This window comes from Nocardioides sp. NPDC000445 (assembly GCF_040300245.1).
Classification (GTDB): Bacteria; Actinomycetota; Actinomycetes; order Propionibacteriales; family Nocardioidaceae; genus Nocardioides.
In genome coordinates this window covers 46029-62133 of sequence record NZ_JBEPDH010000015.1, presented here as the reverse complement: position 1 = coordinate 62133, position 16105 = coordinate 46029, and the positions used below count along the sequence as shown (strand labels likewise).

13 protein-coding genes are annotated in these 16105 nt (G+C 69.2%); 3 read left to right on the top strand and 10 right to left on the bottom strand.

What is annotated here, in order from left to right:
- Window positions 1-64: 64 nt before the first annotated feature.
- Window positions 65-1261 carry a hypothetical protein gene (locus tag ABT304_RS19950; protein WP_350717793.1) on the bottom strand — a complete coding sequence of 399 codons (1197 nt, stop codon included), beginning with the start codon at window positions 1259-1261 and terminating at the stop codon, window positions 65-67.
- Between the two features lie 293 nt (window positions 1262-1554).
- Between ABT304_RS19950 and ABT304_RS19945 the strand changes: the two genes are divergently transcribed.
- Window positions 1555-2163 carry a hypothetical protein gene (locus ABT304_RS19945; RefSeq protein WP_350717791.1) on the top strand — a complete coding sequence of 203 codons (609 nt, stop codon included), beginning with the start codon at window positions 1555-1557 and terminating at the stop codon, window positions 2161-2163.
- Window positions 2164-2178: 15 nt separating this feature from the next.
- Here the strand turns inward: ABT304_RS19945 and ABT304_RS19940 are convergent, their stop codons facing one another.
- The 3 genes from ABT304_RS19940 to ABT304_RS19930 all read right to left on the bottom strand — a co-directional run bounded on the left by ABT304_RS19940 (window position 2179) and on the right by ABT304_RS19930 (window position 4209).
- Entirely contained in the window at window positions 2179-2559 is a 381-nt protein-coding gene (locus tag ABT304_RS19940; protein WP_350717790.1) for a hypothetical protein, read from the bottom strand.
- A gap of 68 nt (window positions 2560-2627) precedes the next feature.
- Window positions 2628-3917, bottom strand: a complete 1290-nt coding sequence (locus tag ABT304_RS19935) for a cytochrome P450 (protein ID WP_350717788.1) — start codon at window positions 3915-3917, stop codon at window positions 2628-2630.
- Window positions 3904-4209: a hypothetical protein gene (locus tag ABT304_RS19930; protein ID WP_350717786.1), complete on the bottom strand. Its 306-nt coding sequence runs from the start codon at window positions 4207-4209 to the stop codon at window positions 3904-3906. Before ABT304_RS19930 ends, ABT304_RS19935 begins: the two co-directional genes overlap by 14 nt.
- A gap of 164 nt (window positions 4210-4373) precedes the next feature.
- Here ABT304_RS19930 and ABT304_RS19925 point away from each other — a divergent pair, with 164 nt between their 5' ends.
- A complete protein-coding gene (locus tag ABT304_RS19925) occupies window positions 4374-5576 on the top strand; it encodes a sensor histidine kinase (protein ID WP_350717784.1) in 1203 nt (400 codons plus the stop codon).
- The gene (locus ABT304_RS19920; RefSeq protein WP_350717782.1) at window positions 5573-6250 is read left to right on the top strand and encodes a response regulator transcription factor; all 678 of its coding nucleotides are present in this window, start codon (window positions 5573-5575) and stop codon (window positions 6248-6250) included. Before ABT304_RS19925 ends, ABT304_RS19920 begins: the two co-directional genes overlap by 4 nt.
- 33 nt (window positions 6251-6283) lie before the next feature.
- Here the strand turns inward: ABT304_RS19920 and ABT304_RS19915 are convergent, their stop codons facing one another.
- From ABT304_RS19915 to ABT304_RS19890, 6 genes are all read right to left on the bottom strand, one after another.
- Window positions 6284-8368, bottom strand: coding sequence for a RecQ family ATP-dependent DNA helicase (locus tag ABT304_RS19915; protein ID WP_350717780.1), 2085 nt, complete (start codon window positions 8366-8368; stop codon window positions 6284-6286).
- Between the two features lie 27 nt (window positions 8369-8395).
- On the bottom strand, window positions 8396-10024 hold the full coding sequence (locus ABT304_RS19910) for an ABC-F family ATP-binding cassette domain-containing protein (RefSeq protein WP_350717778.1): 1629 nt from the start codon (window positions 10022-10024) through the stop codon (window positions 8396-8398).
- Window positions 10025-10425: 401 nt separating this feature from the next.
- On the bottom strand, window positions 10426-12093 hold the full coding sequence (locus ABT304_RS19905) for a M4 family metallopeptidase (RefSeq protein WP_350717776.1): 1668 nt from the start codon (window positions 12091-12093) through the stop codon (window positions 10426-10428).
- Window positions 12094-12258: 165 nt separating this feature from the next.
- Window positions 12259-14211 carry a M13 family metallopeptidase gene (locus ABT304_RS19900; RefSeq protein WP_350717774.1) on the bottom strand — a complete coding sequence of 651 codons (1953 nt, stop codon included), beginning with the start codon at window positions 14209-14211 and terminating at the stop codon, window positions 12259-12261.
- Window positions 14212-14261: 50 nt separating this feature from the next.
- Entirely contained in the window at window positions 14262-15470 is a 1209-nt protein-coding gene (locus ABT304_RS19895) for a M15 family metallopeptidase (protein WP_350717772.1), read from the bottom strand.
- Window positions 15471-15531: 61 nt separating this feature from the next.
- A complete protein-coding gene (locus ABT304_RS19890) occupies window positions 15532-16104 on the bottom strand; it encodes a TetR/AcrR family transcriptional regulator (protein WP_350717770.1) in 573 nt (190 codons plus the stop codon).
- Between the last annotated feature and the right edge of the window lies 1 nt (window position 16105).

The following is a 16105-nucleotide window of genomic DNA, read 5'->3' as shown; positions in this document are numbered from 1 at the left end:
ACACCGGGCTTCCGAGGTACGGACAGTGTTCTGGCCGATGAGCGACGAACGCGCCCGGTTGGCGTCAGCGGCGCTTCTTCTCGTCGACGTCGTCGCTCGGCTGTGCGTTGGGGACCCAGCCGCGGGAGGCGTTGGGGTCCAGGACGTCACTTGCGGTCTCGGTCCAGTCGTCGGTGTAGTCGGCTTCCCACTCTTGGTTCTGGCTGCCGTTCTGGTCCCGCTTCTTGGCACCGCGGCCACCGGCTGCACCGGCTCCGGCGCGGCCGCCAGCACCGCCCCGGCCGGCACCACGTCCGCCGGCACCAGTGCCGCGCGCGCCGGCTCCTGCGCCACGCGCACCAGCGCCACGAGCACCAGCGCCACGAGCACCTGCACCAGCACCACCGGCTCCCGCGCGGGCACCGGCGGTGCCGGCCCTAGCGGCTGCGGACCGGGCAGCGGCTGACCTCGATGCGGCGCCGGCGGTTGCGGCCTTCGCGGACGCACCGGCGGAGAGCTTGCTGGCGATCGCCTTGGCCACGCCTGCACCGAGCAGAGCTCCGCCCCCGGCGATCGCGAGGGCGGACATCCCACCTGCGCCGCCAGCGAGCGGTGCGAGGCCGTCAGCGGTCTCGACCATCGCGTACGAGGTGGCGGGAGCGGGAGTGCCGTCGGCGTTGATCCACTCGGTGCCGTTCCACTCGGGCTTGTTCTCGGCCTTGTGCGCCTCGATGTTGGCCTTCTCCTGAGCGATCAGCTCGTGGCCCCAGCCGTCGGGGTAGAGCGTGCCGGAGTTGTACTTCGCAATGCGCGCTTCTGCGGCCGCTACCTGGCTCGCCGACCCGGGTGAGGCCGAACTGCCGGCTGGAACGGGATCAGAACCGCTGCCATCGTCATAAAGAGCCCGTACCTTCGGCTCAGCGTCGTCAATTGAAGTGTCGACGTCTTGCACGTGCTGCGCAGCGACCCGCTCCGCGTCGGCGATCGCGGCCTCGCGCGCGGCGTGAGCGGCGCGATCGGCCTGAAGGGCCTTCTGGTTCGCCGTTGCCTGAGCCGCGTCTACTCCTGTCCCGGACTGGGCGTACTTGGGATCGGATGCATCCGGCGCAGCGCCATGGGTCGCCGGCAGGGTTGTCTCGAGCCTGGCGTACTCGCGCATCGCGGTGGTGATCTTGGCTCGTACGTCCTGCATCGCCTCGACTGCTGCTTTGATCACGTCGCTCTTGTCGGTCGTCTTCCTGCCCGACGCCTCCATGTTGCGACGAGCGGCTTGACCTGACATCGAGGCCGCCGAGAAACCATCCTCTGCAGCCTTCCCACTCTGGACAAGCACCGATCCAGATGTGCGGAACTGGCGCTCCGCCTCTCTCCAACTGTCGATCAGCATGTCGATCGTCGACGGGTCCGCTCCGGAGACGTAGGTCCGAAGGCGTTCCATCCATGGGCCTCGTGTTGACACGCGCTTTCCTCCCCGAGCGTTCGAAACAAGGGGTCCGATCGCCCCGCGACCCCATTAGACAACACATCCGACCAGGTCGTCACCGTCGTTCATCAGGTGCCCTAGAGTGCGGTGACATGAGGACGTCTCGGGCGATCGCGATCGCCGCTCTGACCCTGGTCACCGCGACTGGTATCGCTGGGTGCGGAAATGACACGCCCACCACGGAGCCGACCACGGACGTATCGGGATCGGCGACGACAGAGCCGTCCGGGTCAAGCGGTCCAGAGGTTCCGGCTGATTGGCAGGTCGCATCGGTAGAGGTAGCGCAGCTGCAGGTTCCCGCGAACTGGAACATCAGGTCCAGCGGTGATCTTTCGTTGAGCATGCGTGCGCCGGAGGATGCCATCGGGATCTCGCCTGGCGCTGCAATCCTCCAGGGCGGCGTACATGCGGGCGAGGGAGACGACGAAGCGGCTGTTGACGCTCTCGCAGCCCTCGAGGAGAAGGCCCTAGCAGATGACGTTCAGAATCTGAAGCGCCTGCCGAACGAGACGATCAACGGGTCGACCTTCTATCACTTCCAAGGCGATACCGGGCACGAGTGGGAGGATCACTACGGAACCGTGGTCCCCGGAGGCGATCACAGCGTGACAGTCACCTGGCGGTTCACGAAGTCGGACATCGACCGCAAGGGCGCCGAGGCGCTGATCGCCGAGATCATGCCGACATACAAGGCTCTTTGAGCCAGGCTGATCTCGTCAGATCATCGGGATCTTGCCACCGAATTCCCTGCTGAAGATCACGAGCGGGTTGCTCATCACGGCGAGGGCATCAGCCATCTTCTTGGCGACGATGGCTGCGCCCTCGTCGGTCGCAGCGATGTCGTGAATGGCGTCGTCGACGGCGCTGGCGTACTTCTCCAGACCCTCAACTGTCTCCTTCTTCGCCTTGCCGATGTTCTCGTGACCCTTGATCACCGCGTTGGCGAGCCACTCACCCTTGGCTGAACCACCGAATGCGCTCGCTGCCGGTGCCCGCCCGAGGTCGAGGCTCTGAACCAGGCCCTTCTGCTCCTCGAGGTCCCGATGGACCTTGTTCAGGTTGTCGTAGTCAACGGTGAGCTCGTCGCCGTTACCCATGGTCCGCCCTCCCGAGGCTTCCGTACGCACCCCCGGCGGGTGCCTCAGTAGGAGTAGTACACCACGGCTCACAGTGCGACCGGCAGGGATGCGTAGCCGCGGAGGATGCGGGTGGGGCGGCGTACGGGTTGGCCTGTGACATGCAGGGTGGGGAAGCGCTCGTACAGCAGGCGGAGGCCTACGCGGGTCTCGAGGCGGGCGAGGCTGGCGCCTAGGCAGAAGTGGGCGCCGGCGGAGAAGGAGAGGTGCTGGTCGGAGTTGGCCCGGGTGATGTCGTACGTGTCGGGGTCCTCGAACACCGACGGGTCGCGGTTGGCGCCGCCGAGGACGACAGCGACAGCAGTACCTCTGGCGACCTCCACGCCACCGACGCGAGTCGCCGCATAGGCCTCGCGGACGGTGGCCATGACGGGCGGGTCCCAGCGCAGGGTCTCCTCGACGACACCGTCGACGCGAGATGGATCGTCGAGGAGGAGAGCACGCTGGGCCGGATGGGCGTCCAAGGCAGCAACCGCGTTGCCGAGCAGGTTGACGGTGGTCTCGAAGCCGGCCGCGAGCAACAACAACCCGAGGGCGTGGAGCTCGATGTCGTCGAGGTCGCCGGCGATCACCAGGGCGCTGAGGAGGTCGTCGCCGGGGTCGGAGCGGAGGCGGCGTACGTGGTCCTCGAACCAGTGGTGCAGGGACCTCATCGCGGTCTCGACCCGCGAGTAGTCCCGCCACGACAACCCCGGATCGAGGATGGCGGCGGCCTGGTCGCCCCAACGGAGGATGTCGGCACGGTCCGCGGCCGGCACGCCCAACAGCTCGGCGATCACGGCTATCGGGAGCTTCGCGGCGTACTCCTCGATGATGTCGACCCTCCCCTCGCGCGGGTCGATCTCGTCGAGCAGGTCGCCGGCGACCGCGGTGACCATCTCGGCCATCGAGCTGATCCGGCGGGCGGTGAACGCCTTCGAGACGTGCTTGCGGTAGCGGGTGTGCAGCGGCGGGTCGACGGCGAGCATCGACGGCGGGTCGACCGGGCCCAGAGCGTCGGGCGCGCTCACCTTGCCGAGCAGCCAGCGCAGCGGCACGGGCAGCTCGCCCTGGCCGTCACCGACGCCGAAGTCGCTGCTGCGCAGGATCTCGTCGGCGGCGGCGTACGACACCGTGCCGGCCATGAACGGGTTGATGTGGATCGGGCCGCGCGCTCGCAGACGGTCGTAGTCCGGCACGTCCCGCGACCACATCAGCTCGGCGAGCGGGTCGCCGCGCCTGGACGCGAAGCTCAGCACCGCACGGTTGATGCCCTGGGACAGGGCCCACCGAGCGTACGACCGAGCCCCATCGATCGGTGACAGCTCAGGCCGAGGCATCGGCCAGCTCCTCACGGAACTCGTGGGTGCCGATCCGCCCCATCAGCGGGGCCAGGTCGGCCAGCAGGTCGGCGAACGTCGCCTCGTACTCCTCCTGGGACAGCGTCGGGTCGAGCTGCGCCTGGAACCGGATCCGCCACCGGTGCCGGAGGGCTTGAGCCAGACGCTCCGGGGTGCCGAAGGCCTCGGCATACGCCGCTGACCACGGCAGCCGGCGCGCGAAGCCCGCACGCAGCTCCGCCTCCGCCTCGTTCAGCAGCCGGTAGCGCTCATGGGTCTGGCTCCAGGTCATGGTCCTCACCGTCTCCGTCATCGTCGCGATGGTTCGACGCTACGGATCGGTGGCACCTCGGCGCATCGGACGCTGGCAGGCACCTGCGTTCCTACCGTGGTAGGAGAGCGGCCGCCTGCCGTGGTCGGATGCGACGCGAGTCACGCGTTTCTAGACTGAACGGCATGAGTGTCCAGGACTCGGCTCGCGATGTGCGTGACTTCCTGGAACGGCGCTGCCGCAGCAAGGGCCTCGACATCCCCTGGTGGGCGCCGCTGCTGTCGGCCTTCGGCCTCGTCGCGATGGTCACCGTGGCGGTGCTCCAGCGCGAGGCCGCCGTCGACATGGTCGTCGCGGGCCTGGTCATCGTGGTCCCGTCGCTGAGCATCTTCTTCATCCCGAACACCGGTGAGTGGCTCAAGAACCACATGTGGGCCGTCGACCTCGTGCCGACCCTGGCCGGGTCGGCCTGGCTGATGTCGCAGCCCGCCTCCGCGTTCTGGCCACAGCACGACTTCGCGCCGGCGGTGCTGGTCCCGCTGACTCTCGAGATGGTCGTCCGCGAAGGCTTCCGGACCGGGACGCTCTACGCGATCGCCTCGGCTGTGGTGATGGGGGTCTTCGCCACGGACACGCCCAGCGGCGTTGGGGTCCACTTCCTGCTGCTCTTCGTCGGCTGGATCCTCGGGCTGCTGATCCTGGCCCAGATGCGGGCGCTGCGGGCCGAGCGGCAGGCGCGGTCGCAGGAGCACGCGCGTGCCACGGAGGCCGAGCGCATCCGGATCGCCCGCGAGATCCACGACCTGGTGGGGCACTCGCTCTCGATCACCCTGCTGCACCTGACCGCGGCACGGCGCTCCGTCGCCGAGGGCGACGAGCCGGACGAGGCGGTGTCCGCGCTCACCGAGGCGGAGGCCGTCGGTCGCCGGGCGATGGCCGAGATCCGGCGTACCATCGGGGCGCTGTCGACCGCTGGCGCCGGCACCGCGCCGCTCCCCGGCGCCGCGGACGTGGTCCGGCTCGTGGAGGAGGGCCGCAACGCGGGCCAGGCGATCACGTTCTCGTCGTCCGGTGACCTCTCCCGCATCGACGCCGGGGTCGGGCTGGGCATCTACCGGATCCTGCAGGAGTCCCTCGCCAACGCCATCCGGCACGCTCCCGGCGCGCCGGTCTCGGTCTCGTTGGCGGTCGCCGACGGCGTACGTCTCTCCGTGCAGAACCCGCTCGTCGGCACCCGGCGGGGCGTCGGCGAAGGGTCCGGGCTGGCCGGCATGGCCGCCCGCGCCGAGCAGCTCCGCGGCCGGTTGTCGGCGGGCGCCGAGGAGTCGATGTGGAAGGTTGACCTGGTGATCCCATCGCACTGTCTCGTACGCAAGGCCCTCGCATGACGCCGGTGAACGGCTCCGCGCCGATCCGGGTGATCGTGGTCGACGACCAGGAGCTCGTACGCAGCGGCCTGCGCCGCATCCTGCGACGGCGCGACGGGCTGGAGATCGTCGCCGAGTGCGGCGACGGCTCGGAGGTGGTCGCGGCCCTCGAGGCCAACCCGGCCGATGTCGTGGTCATGGATCTCCGGATGCGGCAGGTCGACGGGATCACCGCCACCGGTCTGGTGCGGGCGCTGCCGTCGGCGCCGCCGGTGCTGGTGCTGACCACGTTCGACGAGGACGAGCTCGTCTCCGGCGCCCTCCGTGCCGGTGCCGCCGGCTTCATCCTCAAGGACTCGCCCGCCGAGGAGCTGGTCATGGCCGTACGCTCCGTCGCACTCGGCGACGCCTGGCTCGACCCAGCCATCACCGGCCGCGTCCTGGCCACCTACCGCTCCGCCGTCGCACCGGCGTCGAGCGCCGTCGAGGTCTCCGAGCTCACCGACCGCGAGCTCGAGGTCCTCCGCGGCCTCGCCTCCGGCTGGACCAACTCCGAGATCGCCGAGCGGCTCGTCATCTCCGAGCTCACCGTCAAGTCCCACATCGGCCGCATCTTCGCCAAGCTCGATCTCCGCGACCGTGCCGCCGCCATCGTCTTCGCGTACGACCACGGCATCGTCCGGCCGGCGGTCTGACGGGGGTGTTCCTTCGGAACAGACCGACGCGCCCTACGTCGTCGTCGCCAGCACCAACGGGCTCACCGAGCCTGCACCGGCGTCGAGGAGGGCTCGGGCGGCAAGGGTGACGGTCCAGCCGGTCGCGATGCGGTCGTCGATGAGGAGTACGTCAGCACCGGGCGGAACGTCGGCGTGGAGCGAGAAGCGGCGGCCGATGGCGGCGACGCGCTGGGCGGAGTTGGAGGCGCCCTGGCCGGGACCGACGTCGGGGTCGACGATCGCCCACGAGCCGAGGACGGGGACGCGGAGATAGCGCGAGAGGCCTTCGGCGAAATCTCGGGTCAGGGTGGGGCGGGTCATCGACTCGACGTAGACGATGCCGCCGACCCGAGGACGCCAGTCGCCCAAGACCTCGACGACCGCCTTCACCAGCGGCACCGGGACCGGGCCGTCCTGCGCCGGTTCGCGGAAGAGGTCACGCAGCGCCTGGCCGTAGCCGAGGTCGGTCAGCCGCGCGACCGCGCGCCCTTCGAGGGGCCCGTCCTTGATCTTGCCCTTGAGCGAGATGCCGAGCCGGTCGAGGCCGGTGGGCCACATCTTCTTCGGCTCCACGACCACGCCGGGCCGCGAGAGTCGCGCCGACGCCTCCTCGACCGCACCCTCGGAGACCGATGAGGTGACCGCGAAGCCACCGCAGTTGTCACACCGGCCGCAGTCGACGGCGCCAGGGTCGTCGAGCTGCTCGCGCAGGAACCGCATCCGGCACTGGTCGGTCGAGATGTAGGCGAGCATCGCGTCCTGTTCGCGGCGCCGGGCCTCGGCGACCCGGGCGTACCGCTCGGCGTCGTAGTCCCACGGGACACCGGTCGCCTCCCAGCCACCGCCGACCCGGCGGGCGGCGCCGTCGACGTCGAGCACCTTGAGCATCTGCTCCAGACGTGACCGCGACAGGTCGACGTACGTCTCCAACGCCTGTGTCGACAGCGCCCGGCCCGCCTCCGACAGGACCCCGAGGGTCTGGCGCACCTGCTCCTCGCGCGGGAACGCCAGCGAGGCGAAGTAGGCCCAGATGTCGCGGTCCTCGATGCCCGGGAGCAGCACGACGGACGCGTCGGAGGTGCCTCGTCCAGCACGGCCGACCTGCTGGTAGTAGGAGACCGGCGAGGACGGCGCACCCATGTTGACCACGAACCCGAGCGTCGCGTCGAAGCCCATCCCGAGCGCCGAGGTCGCCACCAGCGCCTTGATCTTCCCGGCGGCCAGCGACTCCTCCAGCTCGGCCCGCTCGGCCGCCTCGGTTCGCCCGGAGTAGGCGGCCACGTCATGACCGCGCGAGCGCAGATAGTCGGCGATCTCCTCGGTCGCGGCCACGGTCAGGCAGTAGACGATGCCCGAGCCGGGTTGCTCGGAGAGATGGTCGGAGAGCCAGGCCAGCCGCTGCTCAGGAGTCTTCAACGTGACCACCCCGAGCCGCAGCGACTCCCGGTCCAGCGATCCTCGAAGCACGAGAACCCCCGACCCCATCTGCTCGGCGACATCCGAGGTCACCCGAGAGTTGGCGGTCGCGGTCGTGGCGAGCACCGGGATCCCGTCGGGGAGGTCGGCCAGCAGCGTGCGGATCCGGCGGTAGTCGGGCCGGAAGTCGTGCCCCCAGTCGGAGATGCAGTGGGCCTCGTCGACCACCAGCAGGCCACACTCGGCGGCCAGCCGAGGCAGCACCGCGTCGCGGAACTTCGGGTTGTTGAGCCGCTCGGGCGAGACCAGCAGGACATCCACCTCACCGGCGTGGATGGCCTCCTCGATCGAGACCCAGTCCTCGGGGTTGGTGGAGTTGATCGTCACCGCCCGGATCCCGGCCCGCTGCGCCGCCGCGATCTGGTTGCGCATCAGCGCGAGCAGCGGCGAGACGATCACGGTCGGCCCGAGACCGGCCTCACGCAGCAGCAGCGTCGCCACGAAGTAGACCGCCGACTTCCCCCAACCGGTCTTCTGCACGACCAGCGCCCGGCGACGCTCGACGGCGAGCGCCGAGATCGCCGACCACTGGTCCTCACGCAGCGTGGCGTCGTCCCGGCCCACGAGGGCCCGCAGATGCGCCTCAGCACGAGCACGTACGTCACCAGCCGGATCAGTCATGACCACAGGTCTATCAGGGACCACCGACTACTTTCCCAGTGCCAACCTCGGCCAGTCGGCCAGGTCGTCCAGCATCTGGCGATCGTGCGTGGCCACCACGACCGCCGCCGACGTCGCCCGCAGCGCGGCCGTCAGCTCGTCGACCAGCCCGGCCGAGAGATGGTTGGTCGGCTCGTCCAGGATCAGCAGCTGCGGGAGCGAGGCCAGCCGCAGCGCCAGCTCGAGCCGCCGCTGCTGCCCTTGGGAGAGCCGCGATGCAGGCGTACGCCGCGCCTCCGCGTCCACCAGTCCGGTCGACCGGAGCGACGGGACCGCCCGCTCCGGCACCACCCCGGCGGCCACCAGCCGGCCACAGTGCTGCGCATAGACCTCCGCCGCCGTCAGCCCAGGCGCCCACTCGGGCTCCTCCTGACCGACGAGCGCGACCCGCGCCCCCGGCGAGACCCACACCGACCCCTCAGACGGAGGAAGTGCGCCGCCCAGCACCTGCAGCAACGTCGACTTGCCCGCCCCGTTCGGACCGGTGACGACGAGCCGCTCGCCACCCTTGAGGGCGAACGAGACGGGTCCGGACAAGCGTCCGGGCACGCGTACGCCTTCGCACCGCAGCAGCGTTCCCCCGACCTCCGAGGAGAGCTCCGGAAACCGCAGCGACATCGGCGGCTCAGGCACGGAGACGCGGTGCGCCTCGAGCGCCGCGAGGTCACGGTTGAAGGAACGCACCAGACCGGGGGCACGGGTCTGTCGTTGATGCTTGCCGGTGCCCTTCGGCGGGCGCCAGCCGGTGCTCAGCCGGTCCCGCGCGGCCGAGACCGAGTCCTGCAGTCGCCGGTGCTCCTCCTGCTGGGCCGCGTAGTCCTGCTCCCAGCGCTCCCGGTCGCGGCGACGACCGTCCTGCCAGCCCTGGTAGCCACCGGCGTACGTCCTGGGCCTGCCGTCGTCGCTCGGGTCCAGGTCGAGGAACTCCTCGCCGACCTCCCGCAGCAGCGCGCGGTCGTGAGAGACGAGCACGACACCGCCGGCATGAGCCCGGACCCGCTCGGTGAGGAACGCCAGCCCCGACGCGTCCAGATGGTTGGTCGGCTCGTCGAGCACGAGGAGGTCGTGGTGCGCTCCGAGCAGGCAGGCGAGCCGCACCCGGTAGCGCTGGCCGACCGACAGCGTCGCCAGCTCTCGTCCGTGATCGGTGCACGCGCCGAGCGCCTCCAGAGCGATCTGGACCCGGCGATCGGCGTCCCAGGCGTCCAGCGTGGTCGCGCGCTCCAGCGCGGCGGCGTACGTCCCGCCGGAGTCCGACGGGTCGTACGACAAGGCCGCCGCAGCCTCATCGAGTGCGCGGAGCGCGGAGTGCGACTCGGCCAGCGCGGCGGAGGTGAGGGTGCCGACGGTGTCTCCGGGACGTACGTCCAGAGCCTGCTGCGCGACACCGAGACTGCCGTGCCGCTGAACCCGGCCGGAGTCGGGTTCGAGCAGTCCGGCGAGGACGTGGAGCAGCGTGGTCTTGCCCCGGCCGTTCTCGCCGACGACGGTCAACCGGGACCGGTTGGCAGCAGAGACGGTCAGGGAGACGCCGCGCAGGACGGGGCGACCGCCGCGGGTGACGGAGATGTCCTCGGCGCGCAGGTGGGCAGAGGTGTGATGGGTCTGTACAGACACGACAGTGAACTTCCAGCTCGCGAACGGGAGCCGGGAAAGCGAGAGCAGCTACCCGGCAGGGCCGGACAGCGGCGTGAGTATGCCTCGCAGCGCCGCCGTCAGGCGGCGGGGCGCAGGCGCATGTAGGCGATGCCGGAGTACATGCCTCCAGGGTAGACAGCGAGGACCTGTCCACGCGAACCGTTATTCGCCGAGCGCAGATGCGAACGCCGAGCCGGCGCTGTTGGTCCTCCCCCACGGGGACCCGCAGAACCGGCCCGGCATCTCCAGTATGCGTCCAATCGCCGAACCGGCATAACCACACGCCCGAATTCGTACTTTAGTTACCCAAAGCGGTCGACGGCGCCGCCTCCAACAGGAAAACGACGCCGTCGGACAACTCTGTTGTCAGTGTGGCGAGATCAGCTCACCGAGACCGCGGTCCACGCCGCCTCGACGGCCGCGACCTCGGGGCTGGAGGCGCCGTAGAGGTCCGAGGCCGCCTTGACCGTCGCATCGCGCGCGCCGGCGTAGTCGGTGGTCGAGGTGAAGTAGGTCGAGTTGGCCCGGAACCAGATCTTCTCGGCCTTGTCACGACCGATCCCGGCGATCGTCGAGCCGTCGCAGGTCGTGCTCGAGTGCTCGACCCCACCGATCGTCTTCGTGCCCGAGCCCTCGGAGAGCAGGTAGAAGAAGTGGTTGCCGACGCCGCTGGAGTAGTGGACGTCGAGGCCACCGGTCGAGGACGACCAGCAGTTGACCGAGTTGCCGTCGAAGGACGGGTTGTCCATCCGGCGCAGCGGGTCGCCACCGTCGAGGATGAAGGACTCACCGATCAGGTAGTCGCCCTGGTCCTCGGCGTTGTCGGCGTAGAACTCGACCGCCGTCCCGAAGATGTCCGAGGTCGACTCGTTGAGGCCGCCGGACTCACCGGAGTACTCCAGGCCCGAGGTGTTCTCGGTGACGCCGTGGGTCATCTCGTGGCCCGCGACGTCCAGCGAGACCAGCGGTCCGTAGCCGACACCGTCGCCGTCGCCGTACGTCATCTTCTCGCCGTCCCAGAAGGCGTTGACGTAGTTCTGGCCGTAGTGGACCCGGTTGAAGGAACCCGAACCGTCGCCGAAGATGCCGTCGCGGGCGTGGACGTTCTTGAAGTAGTCCCAGGTGACGTTGGTGCCGTACTGCGCGTCGGCCGCCGCCGTCGCCCGGTCGTCGTTGGAGCCGTTGCCGAAGGTCGTGGTCGGGCTCGTGACCACGTCGCCGGCCACGCAGCCCAACCCGATGATCTGGCAGACGATGCTGTCCTCGGCGTTGTTCATGTCGGTCGTGTAGGTGCCGCCGCGGGTCTCGTCACGCAGCTCGTACGTCGAGCCGTTCTGCTTGACCTGCAGCGGGACGGTCCCGGAGTAGAGGGTGTTGCCCTCGCCGTCGATGGTGTGGATGCCCTCGACCCGGCGCAGCACCTTGCCCGTCTCCGCGTCGACGTACGTCGCGAGGCGCGAGGGGGTGCCGTCGGCCTGCTTGCCCTTGGTGGTCACCCGCCACGCCAGCGTCGGGGTGCCGTCGACCGCGTCGACGACGAGCTCGGGCGTGTACTTCTTGTCGGCCTGGAGCTTGGTGATCGTCTTGGTGACGGCGTCCAGGGTCAGCGCGGCCTTGGTGGCTGCGGTCTCGGTGATCGCCGGCTTCACCGAGAGGTCGAGCATCTTGGTCAGCCCCTGGGAGACGGAGGTCAGGGTGCCGGACTTGGTCTGGTGGGCGACCAGGTCGCCGCCGACGACCTCGAGGCCCTCGTAGGTCCGGTTCATCCGGACGTGGGTGGCACCGTTGGCGTCCTTCAGGGTCACCACGGGCTCGAGCTCCTGGCCCGCGCCGACCTTCCAGGTCGACGGCTTGCTCGTCAGCGCGCTGATCGCCTTGTCCGCGATCGACTCGTCGTCGATGACCTTCTGCGCAGACAGACTCTCGGGCGTGATGGTGGAGGCGGAGCCGGCAGGGGTGGCGCCGGCTGGGCTTCCGAAGGAGGCGATGAAGGCAGTTCCTGCAACAGCGGCAGCGGTCGCTGCTCCCGCTACTCGAACGATACGCATCGTGGGGTTCTCCTCGATTGTGGGGACCAGGATGGAGGGAATCCTTGCACCGGAATCGATAGCGTGGAGAAACAAGTTCCTGCAATGCGGATTTGTGAAGCCGCCTTCCCGCGTAACTCCTTTACGTTGTTATCGAATATTAACCAATACCCCTACCCGCACGGGTCACCAGATGCGCACTCGGTCCTCGGGATCGAGCCACAGTCCGTCGCCCGGAGCAGTGCCGAAGACCTCGTGGAACTCGTCCAGGTTCCGCGCGATGTTGGCACGGAACTCCGGCGGGCTGTGCGGGTCGATCGTGAGGTACTGCTGAGCCTGCTCCTTGCGCCGCACCGTACGCCACACGTAGGCCCAGTTGAGGAAGAGCCGCTGCCGGTCGCCGACGCCGGCGGAACCGCCGGTGGCGAGCATGTAGGCGGTGTGCGCGATCGTCAGGCCACCCAGGTCGCCGATGTTCTCGCCGACGGTCAGCGCACCGTTGACGAACTCACCCGGCAGGTCCCGCGGCGAGAGCGCCGAATACTGCTCGATGAGCGCCTTGGTCTTCACCTCGAAGGCCGCCTTGTCCTCCGGCGACCACCAGTCCTGCATGTTGCCGTCGCCGTCGAACTGGGCACCCTGGTCGTCGAAGCCGTGCCCGACCTCGTGGCCGATGACCGCGCCGATGCCGCCGTAGTTCTCCGCCGGGTGGGCGTCCTTGTCGAAGAACGGGCGCTGCAGGATCCCGGCCGGGAAGCAGATCTCGTTGGTGCCGGGGTTGTAGTAGGCGTTGACCGTCTGCGGCAGCATGAACCACTCGTCGCGGTCCACCGGGCTGCCCAGCTTGCCGAGCTGCCGGTCGGTCTCGAAGACCGAGGCCGCCGAGACGTTGCCGATCAGGTCGTCCTTGCTGATCTGCAGCGCCGAGTAGTCGCGCCACTTCGACGGGTAGCCGATCTTCGGCGTGAACTTGTCGAGCTTCTCGTACGCCTTCTCCTTCGTCTCCTCGCCCATCCAGTCGAGCTCGGAGATCGACTTGCGGTAGGCCTCGAGGAGGTTGTGGACCAGCTCGTCCATCTGCGCCTTCGCCTCGGGCGGGAAGTGACGCGCGGCGTACTCCTTGCCGACCGCCTCGCCGATCGCGCCCTCCACGATCGCGACCCCGCGCTTCCAGCGCTCACGCAGCTCAGGGGTGCCGTTGAGGGTGCGGCCGTAGAAGTCGAAGTTGGTCTCGACGAAGTCGTCGGTCAGGTAGGGCGCCGCCCAGCGGAGCACGTGGAAGTAGAGCCACAGCTTCCAGTCGTCGATGTCGACCTCGCCGAGCACGGTCGAGAGGTGGGAGAAGAACGACGGCTGCCGCACGACCACCTCGCCGAGCACCGCCTCGGTGGTCAGCTTCGAGCCGGAGAGGTTGCGGACGTACGCATCCCAGTTGAAGTTGGGGGCCAGCTCGCGCAGCTCGGCGAGGGTCAGCAGGTTGTAGGTCTTCTGCTTGTCGCGGGTCTCCTCGCGCGCCCAGTGGCCCTCGGCGAGACGGGTGTCGATCCGGATGATCGTCTCGGCGGCCGCACGCGGGTCGGGGTGCTCGGCGAGCTCGTAGAGACGGGTCAGGTAGTCGGCGTACTTCCCCAGCACCTCGGCGAACTTCTCGTCGAAGTAGTAGTCCTTGTCGGGCAGCCCGAGGCCACCCTGGAGCAGGTTGAAGATGTAGCGGTCGGAGGCCTTGTCGTCGTTGTCGACGTAGGACCCAAACAGCCCGTGCCCGCCGATCCGCTCGACCTCGCCCAGGAACGCCGCCAGGTCGTCCGCGTCGCGGAGCCCGTCCACGGCGGCCCGCAGGCCGTCCAGTGGACGTACGCCGCGCGCGGCCATCCCTTCCACGTCCATGAAGCTCGCGAAGAGGTCACCGATCTTCTGGGCGTCGCTGCCCGGCTCGCCACCGGAGGCCGCGAGCTCCTCGATGATCGCGCGCACGTCCTTCTCGGCCTGGTCGGCCAGCATCACGAACGGCCCCCAGCTGGACCGGTCGGACGGAATCTCGACCTCCCGGAGCCAGGTGCCGTTGACGAACCCGAACAGGTCGTCCTGCGGCCGAATGCTGTCATCCATGCCCGGACGGGCGTCATCGAGGATCGTCACGTCCCCCAGCGTAGATGCGGGGTCCCAAGCAGGTCAGCAACAACCCCGGGTTAACCGGGTTTGACGATGCGGTTCATCTCGAAGTGCATGGGGTCGGTCCACTTCCAGTTGCCGCCCCAGGTGAAGCCCCAGCGCTCGAAGATGGAGACGACGGTGCGGTCCATCTCGCCGACGGTGCCGCGCTGGTTGCCGGCGGTGTTGAGGTCGACGGCGGTGCCGAAGGCGTGGTTGGAGAGCTGGGTGGTGTTGGCGATGAAGCGGGGGTAGTAGCAGCCGGCGTACTGCGACGGGTCGATCTTCCTGGCCAGGCCGCGGTCGACGACCTCCTGCAGGGCGGCGCGCAGCTGCGGGATCATCACCTTGTTGCAGGTCACCGAGCCGAGGATCGGCACCTGGGCGGTCACGATGTGGGAGCTCACCCAGCTCGCGGCGGGGGTGATGGTGCCGTCGCCGTTGGCCCGGTAGGTGTAGTTGCCGACGGCCTCGGCGACAGTGCCGACGACGTACGCCTTCTGGGGAGCGTTGGGGTCGAGACCCGCGCGGGCGACGACGTCGAGGCGCTGGACGGAGGCGTCCGAGCCGACGACCTTCTGGATCGGCTCGACGACCCGGTTGGGGGCGATGGCGGCGGTGGAGACGATGAGCGCGTTGCCCTTCTCCATGCCCATCTCCTCGCCCCACTTGTGGTTGACGACGGCGGCGGCGAGACCCGGCGGCTGGGGAGCGTAGGCGCCGACGTGGACAGAGGCCGCGTCCTTCTTGGAGCCGAGCCGCACGAACCCGTCCTTGTCGGCCGGGAGCTCGTCCTGGCGCTCGGGATCGATCGCCACCTCGCCACCGGCGACGCGCTGCCAGACCTCGTCGGAGTCGGCGCTCTGGAAGGGGGCGAAGTTGCGGTAGGTCGCCGGGTCGACGGCGACCACCTTCACCAGCCGTCCCTCGACGCTGACCTGGGCCATCGAGATCTGCTCGACGCCGGAGACGCCGTCGAGTCCTCGGATCTTCTTGACGTCGGCGGACGAGAGGGTGTCCTCGGAGAGGATCAGCAGGTCGGTGGAGTGCAGCGTGCCCTCGCGTTTGCCGGGGATGTCGACGGCGTGCGAGGGGTCGGCGACCGGACTCTCGACCTTGGCGGCTCCGCTGGAGCTCGGGCTGCCGCTCGGCGTGGCCGGCTTCGCCGGCTCACCCGCACAGGCGGCCAGGGTCGCCACGAGCACCGCGCCCACTGCCGCAGCCGCTCTCCACGAGACCTGTCGCATCCGTCTACCTCCCCGCAGGAAGGTTAGGCGAGGCCTGGTCAGCACCCAACTCGCTGGTAACTCATCCGTTCAGGACCCGCGAGATCAGCCAGGCGATGTCGTCGGCGGTCTCGTCGGGTGACTTGGTGGGCTGCATGACATGGCTGAGGACCACGCGCACGGTCATCTCGATGGCGGTGTCCGCCTGGTCGTCGGTCAGCCCGTGCTCGAACCTCTCGACGTGCTCGTGGATGAGCTCGGTCGCATAGCCGAGCAGCCCCTCGCTGTGGCTGGTGAGGTAGGGCAGCAGCTCGGTGTCGGCACCGTGGGTCGCCGAGACGACCGCGTGCAGCAGCTTGTTGTCCTGGGCACGGTCGAGGACGCCGTACGTCGCCTGGCGGATCGCCCGGATGAAGTCGTCCTCCTGGTCGAAGGCCGTGCTCACCACCGCGAGGAACTGCTCCAGCTCACGCAGGATCAGCGACTTCGCCAGCGCCGGCTTGGCGCCGATGTCGTTGTAGACCGTCTGCCGGCTCACCCCGCACCGCTGGGCGATGCGCGACATCGTCACACTCGCCCACCCGGACTCGGTGGTCATCTCGACGGCGGCATCGAGGATCCGCTGTCGGGTGGTTTCAGGTGCGCCGGCCGCCATG

Excerpts from the sequence above, each read along its gene's own strand:
- ABT304_RS19895 (WP_350717772.1), bottom strand. The coding sequence starts at position 15,470 with ATGCGACAGGTCTCGTGGAGAGCGGCTGCGGCAGTGGGCGCGGTGCTC.
- ABT304_RS19945 (WP_350717791.1), top strand. The coding sequence starts at position 1,555 with ATGAGGACGTCTCGGGCGATCGCGATCGCCGCTCTGACCCTGGTCACC.
- ABT304_RS19935 (WP_350717788.1), bottom strand. The coding sequence starts at position 3,917 with ATGCCTCGGCCTGAGCTGTCACCGATCGATGGGGCTCGGTCGTACGCT.
- ABT304_RS19925 (WP_350717784.1), top strand. The coding sequence starts at position 4,374 with ATGAGTGTCCAGGACTCGGCTCGCGATGTGCGTGACTTCCTGGAACGG.
- ABT304_RS19920 (WP_350717782.1), top strand. The coding sequence starts at position 5,573 with ATGACGCCGGTGAACGGCTCCGCGCCGATCCGGGTGATCGTGGTCGAC.
- ABT304_RS19930 (WP_350717786.1), bottom strand. The coding sequence starts at position 4,209 with ATGACCTGGAGCCAGACCCATGAGCGCTACCGGCTGCTGAACGAGGCG.
- ABT304_RS19950 (WP_350717793.1), bottom strand. The coding sequence starts at position 1,261 with ATGTCAGGTCAAGCCGCTCGTCGCAACATGGAGGCGTCGGGCAGGAAG.
- ABT304_RS19940 (WP_350717790.1), bottom strand. The coding sequence starts at position 2,559 with ATGGGTAACGGCGACGAGCTCACCGTTGACTACGACAACCTGAACAAG.
- ABT304_RS19905 (WP_350717776.1), bottom strand. The coding sequence starts at position 12,093 with ATGCGTATCGTTCGAGTAGCGGGAGCAGCGACCGCTGCCGCTGTTGCA.
- ABT304_RS19890 (WP_350717770.1), bottom strand. The coding sequence starts at position 16,104 with ATGGCGGCCGGCGCACCTGAAACCACCCGACAGCGGATCCTCGATGCC.
- ABT304_RS19915 (WP_350717780.1), bottom strand. The coding sequence starts at position 8,368 with ATGACTGATCCGGCTGGTGACGTACGTGCTCGTGCTGAGGCGCATCTG.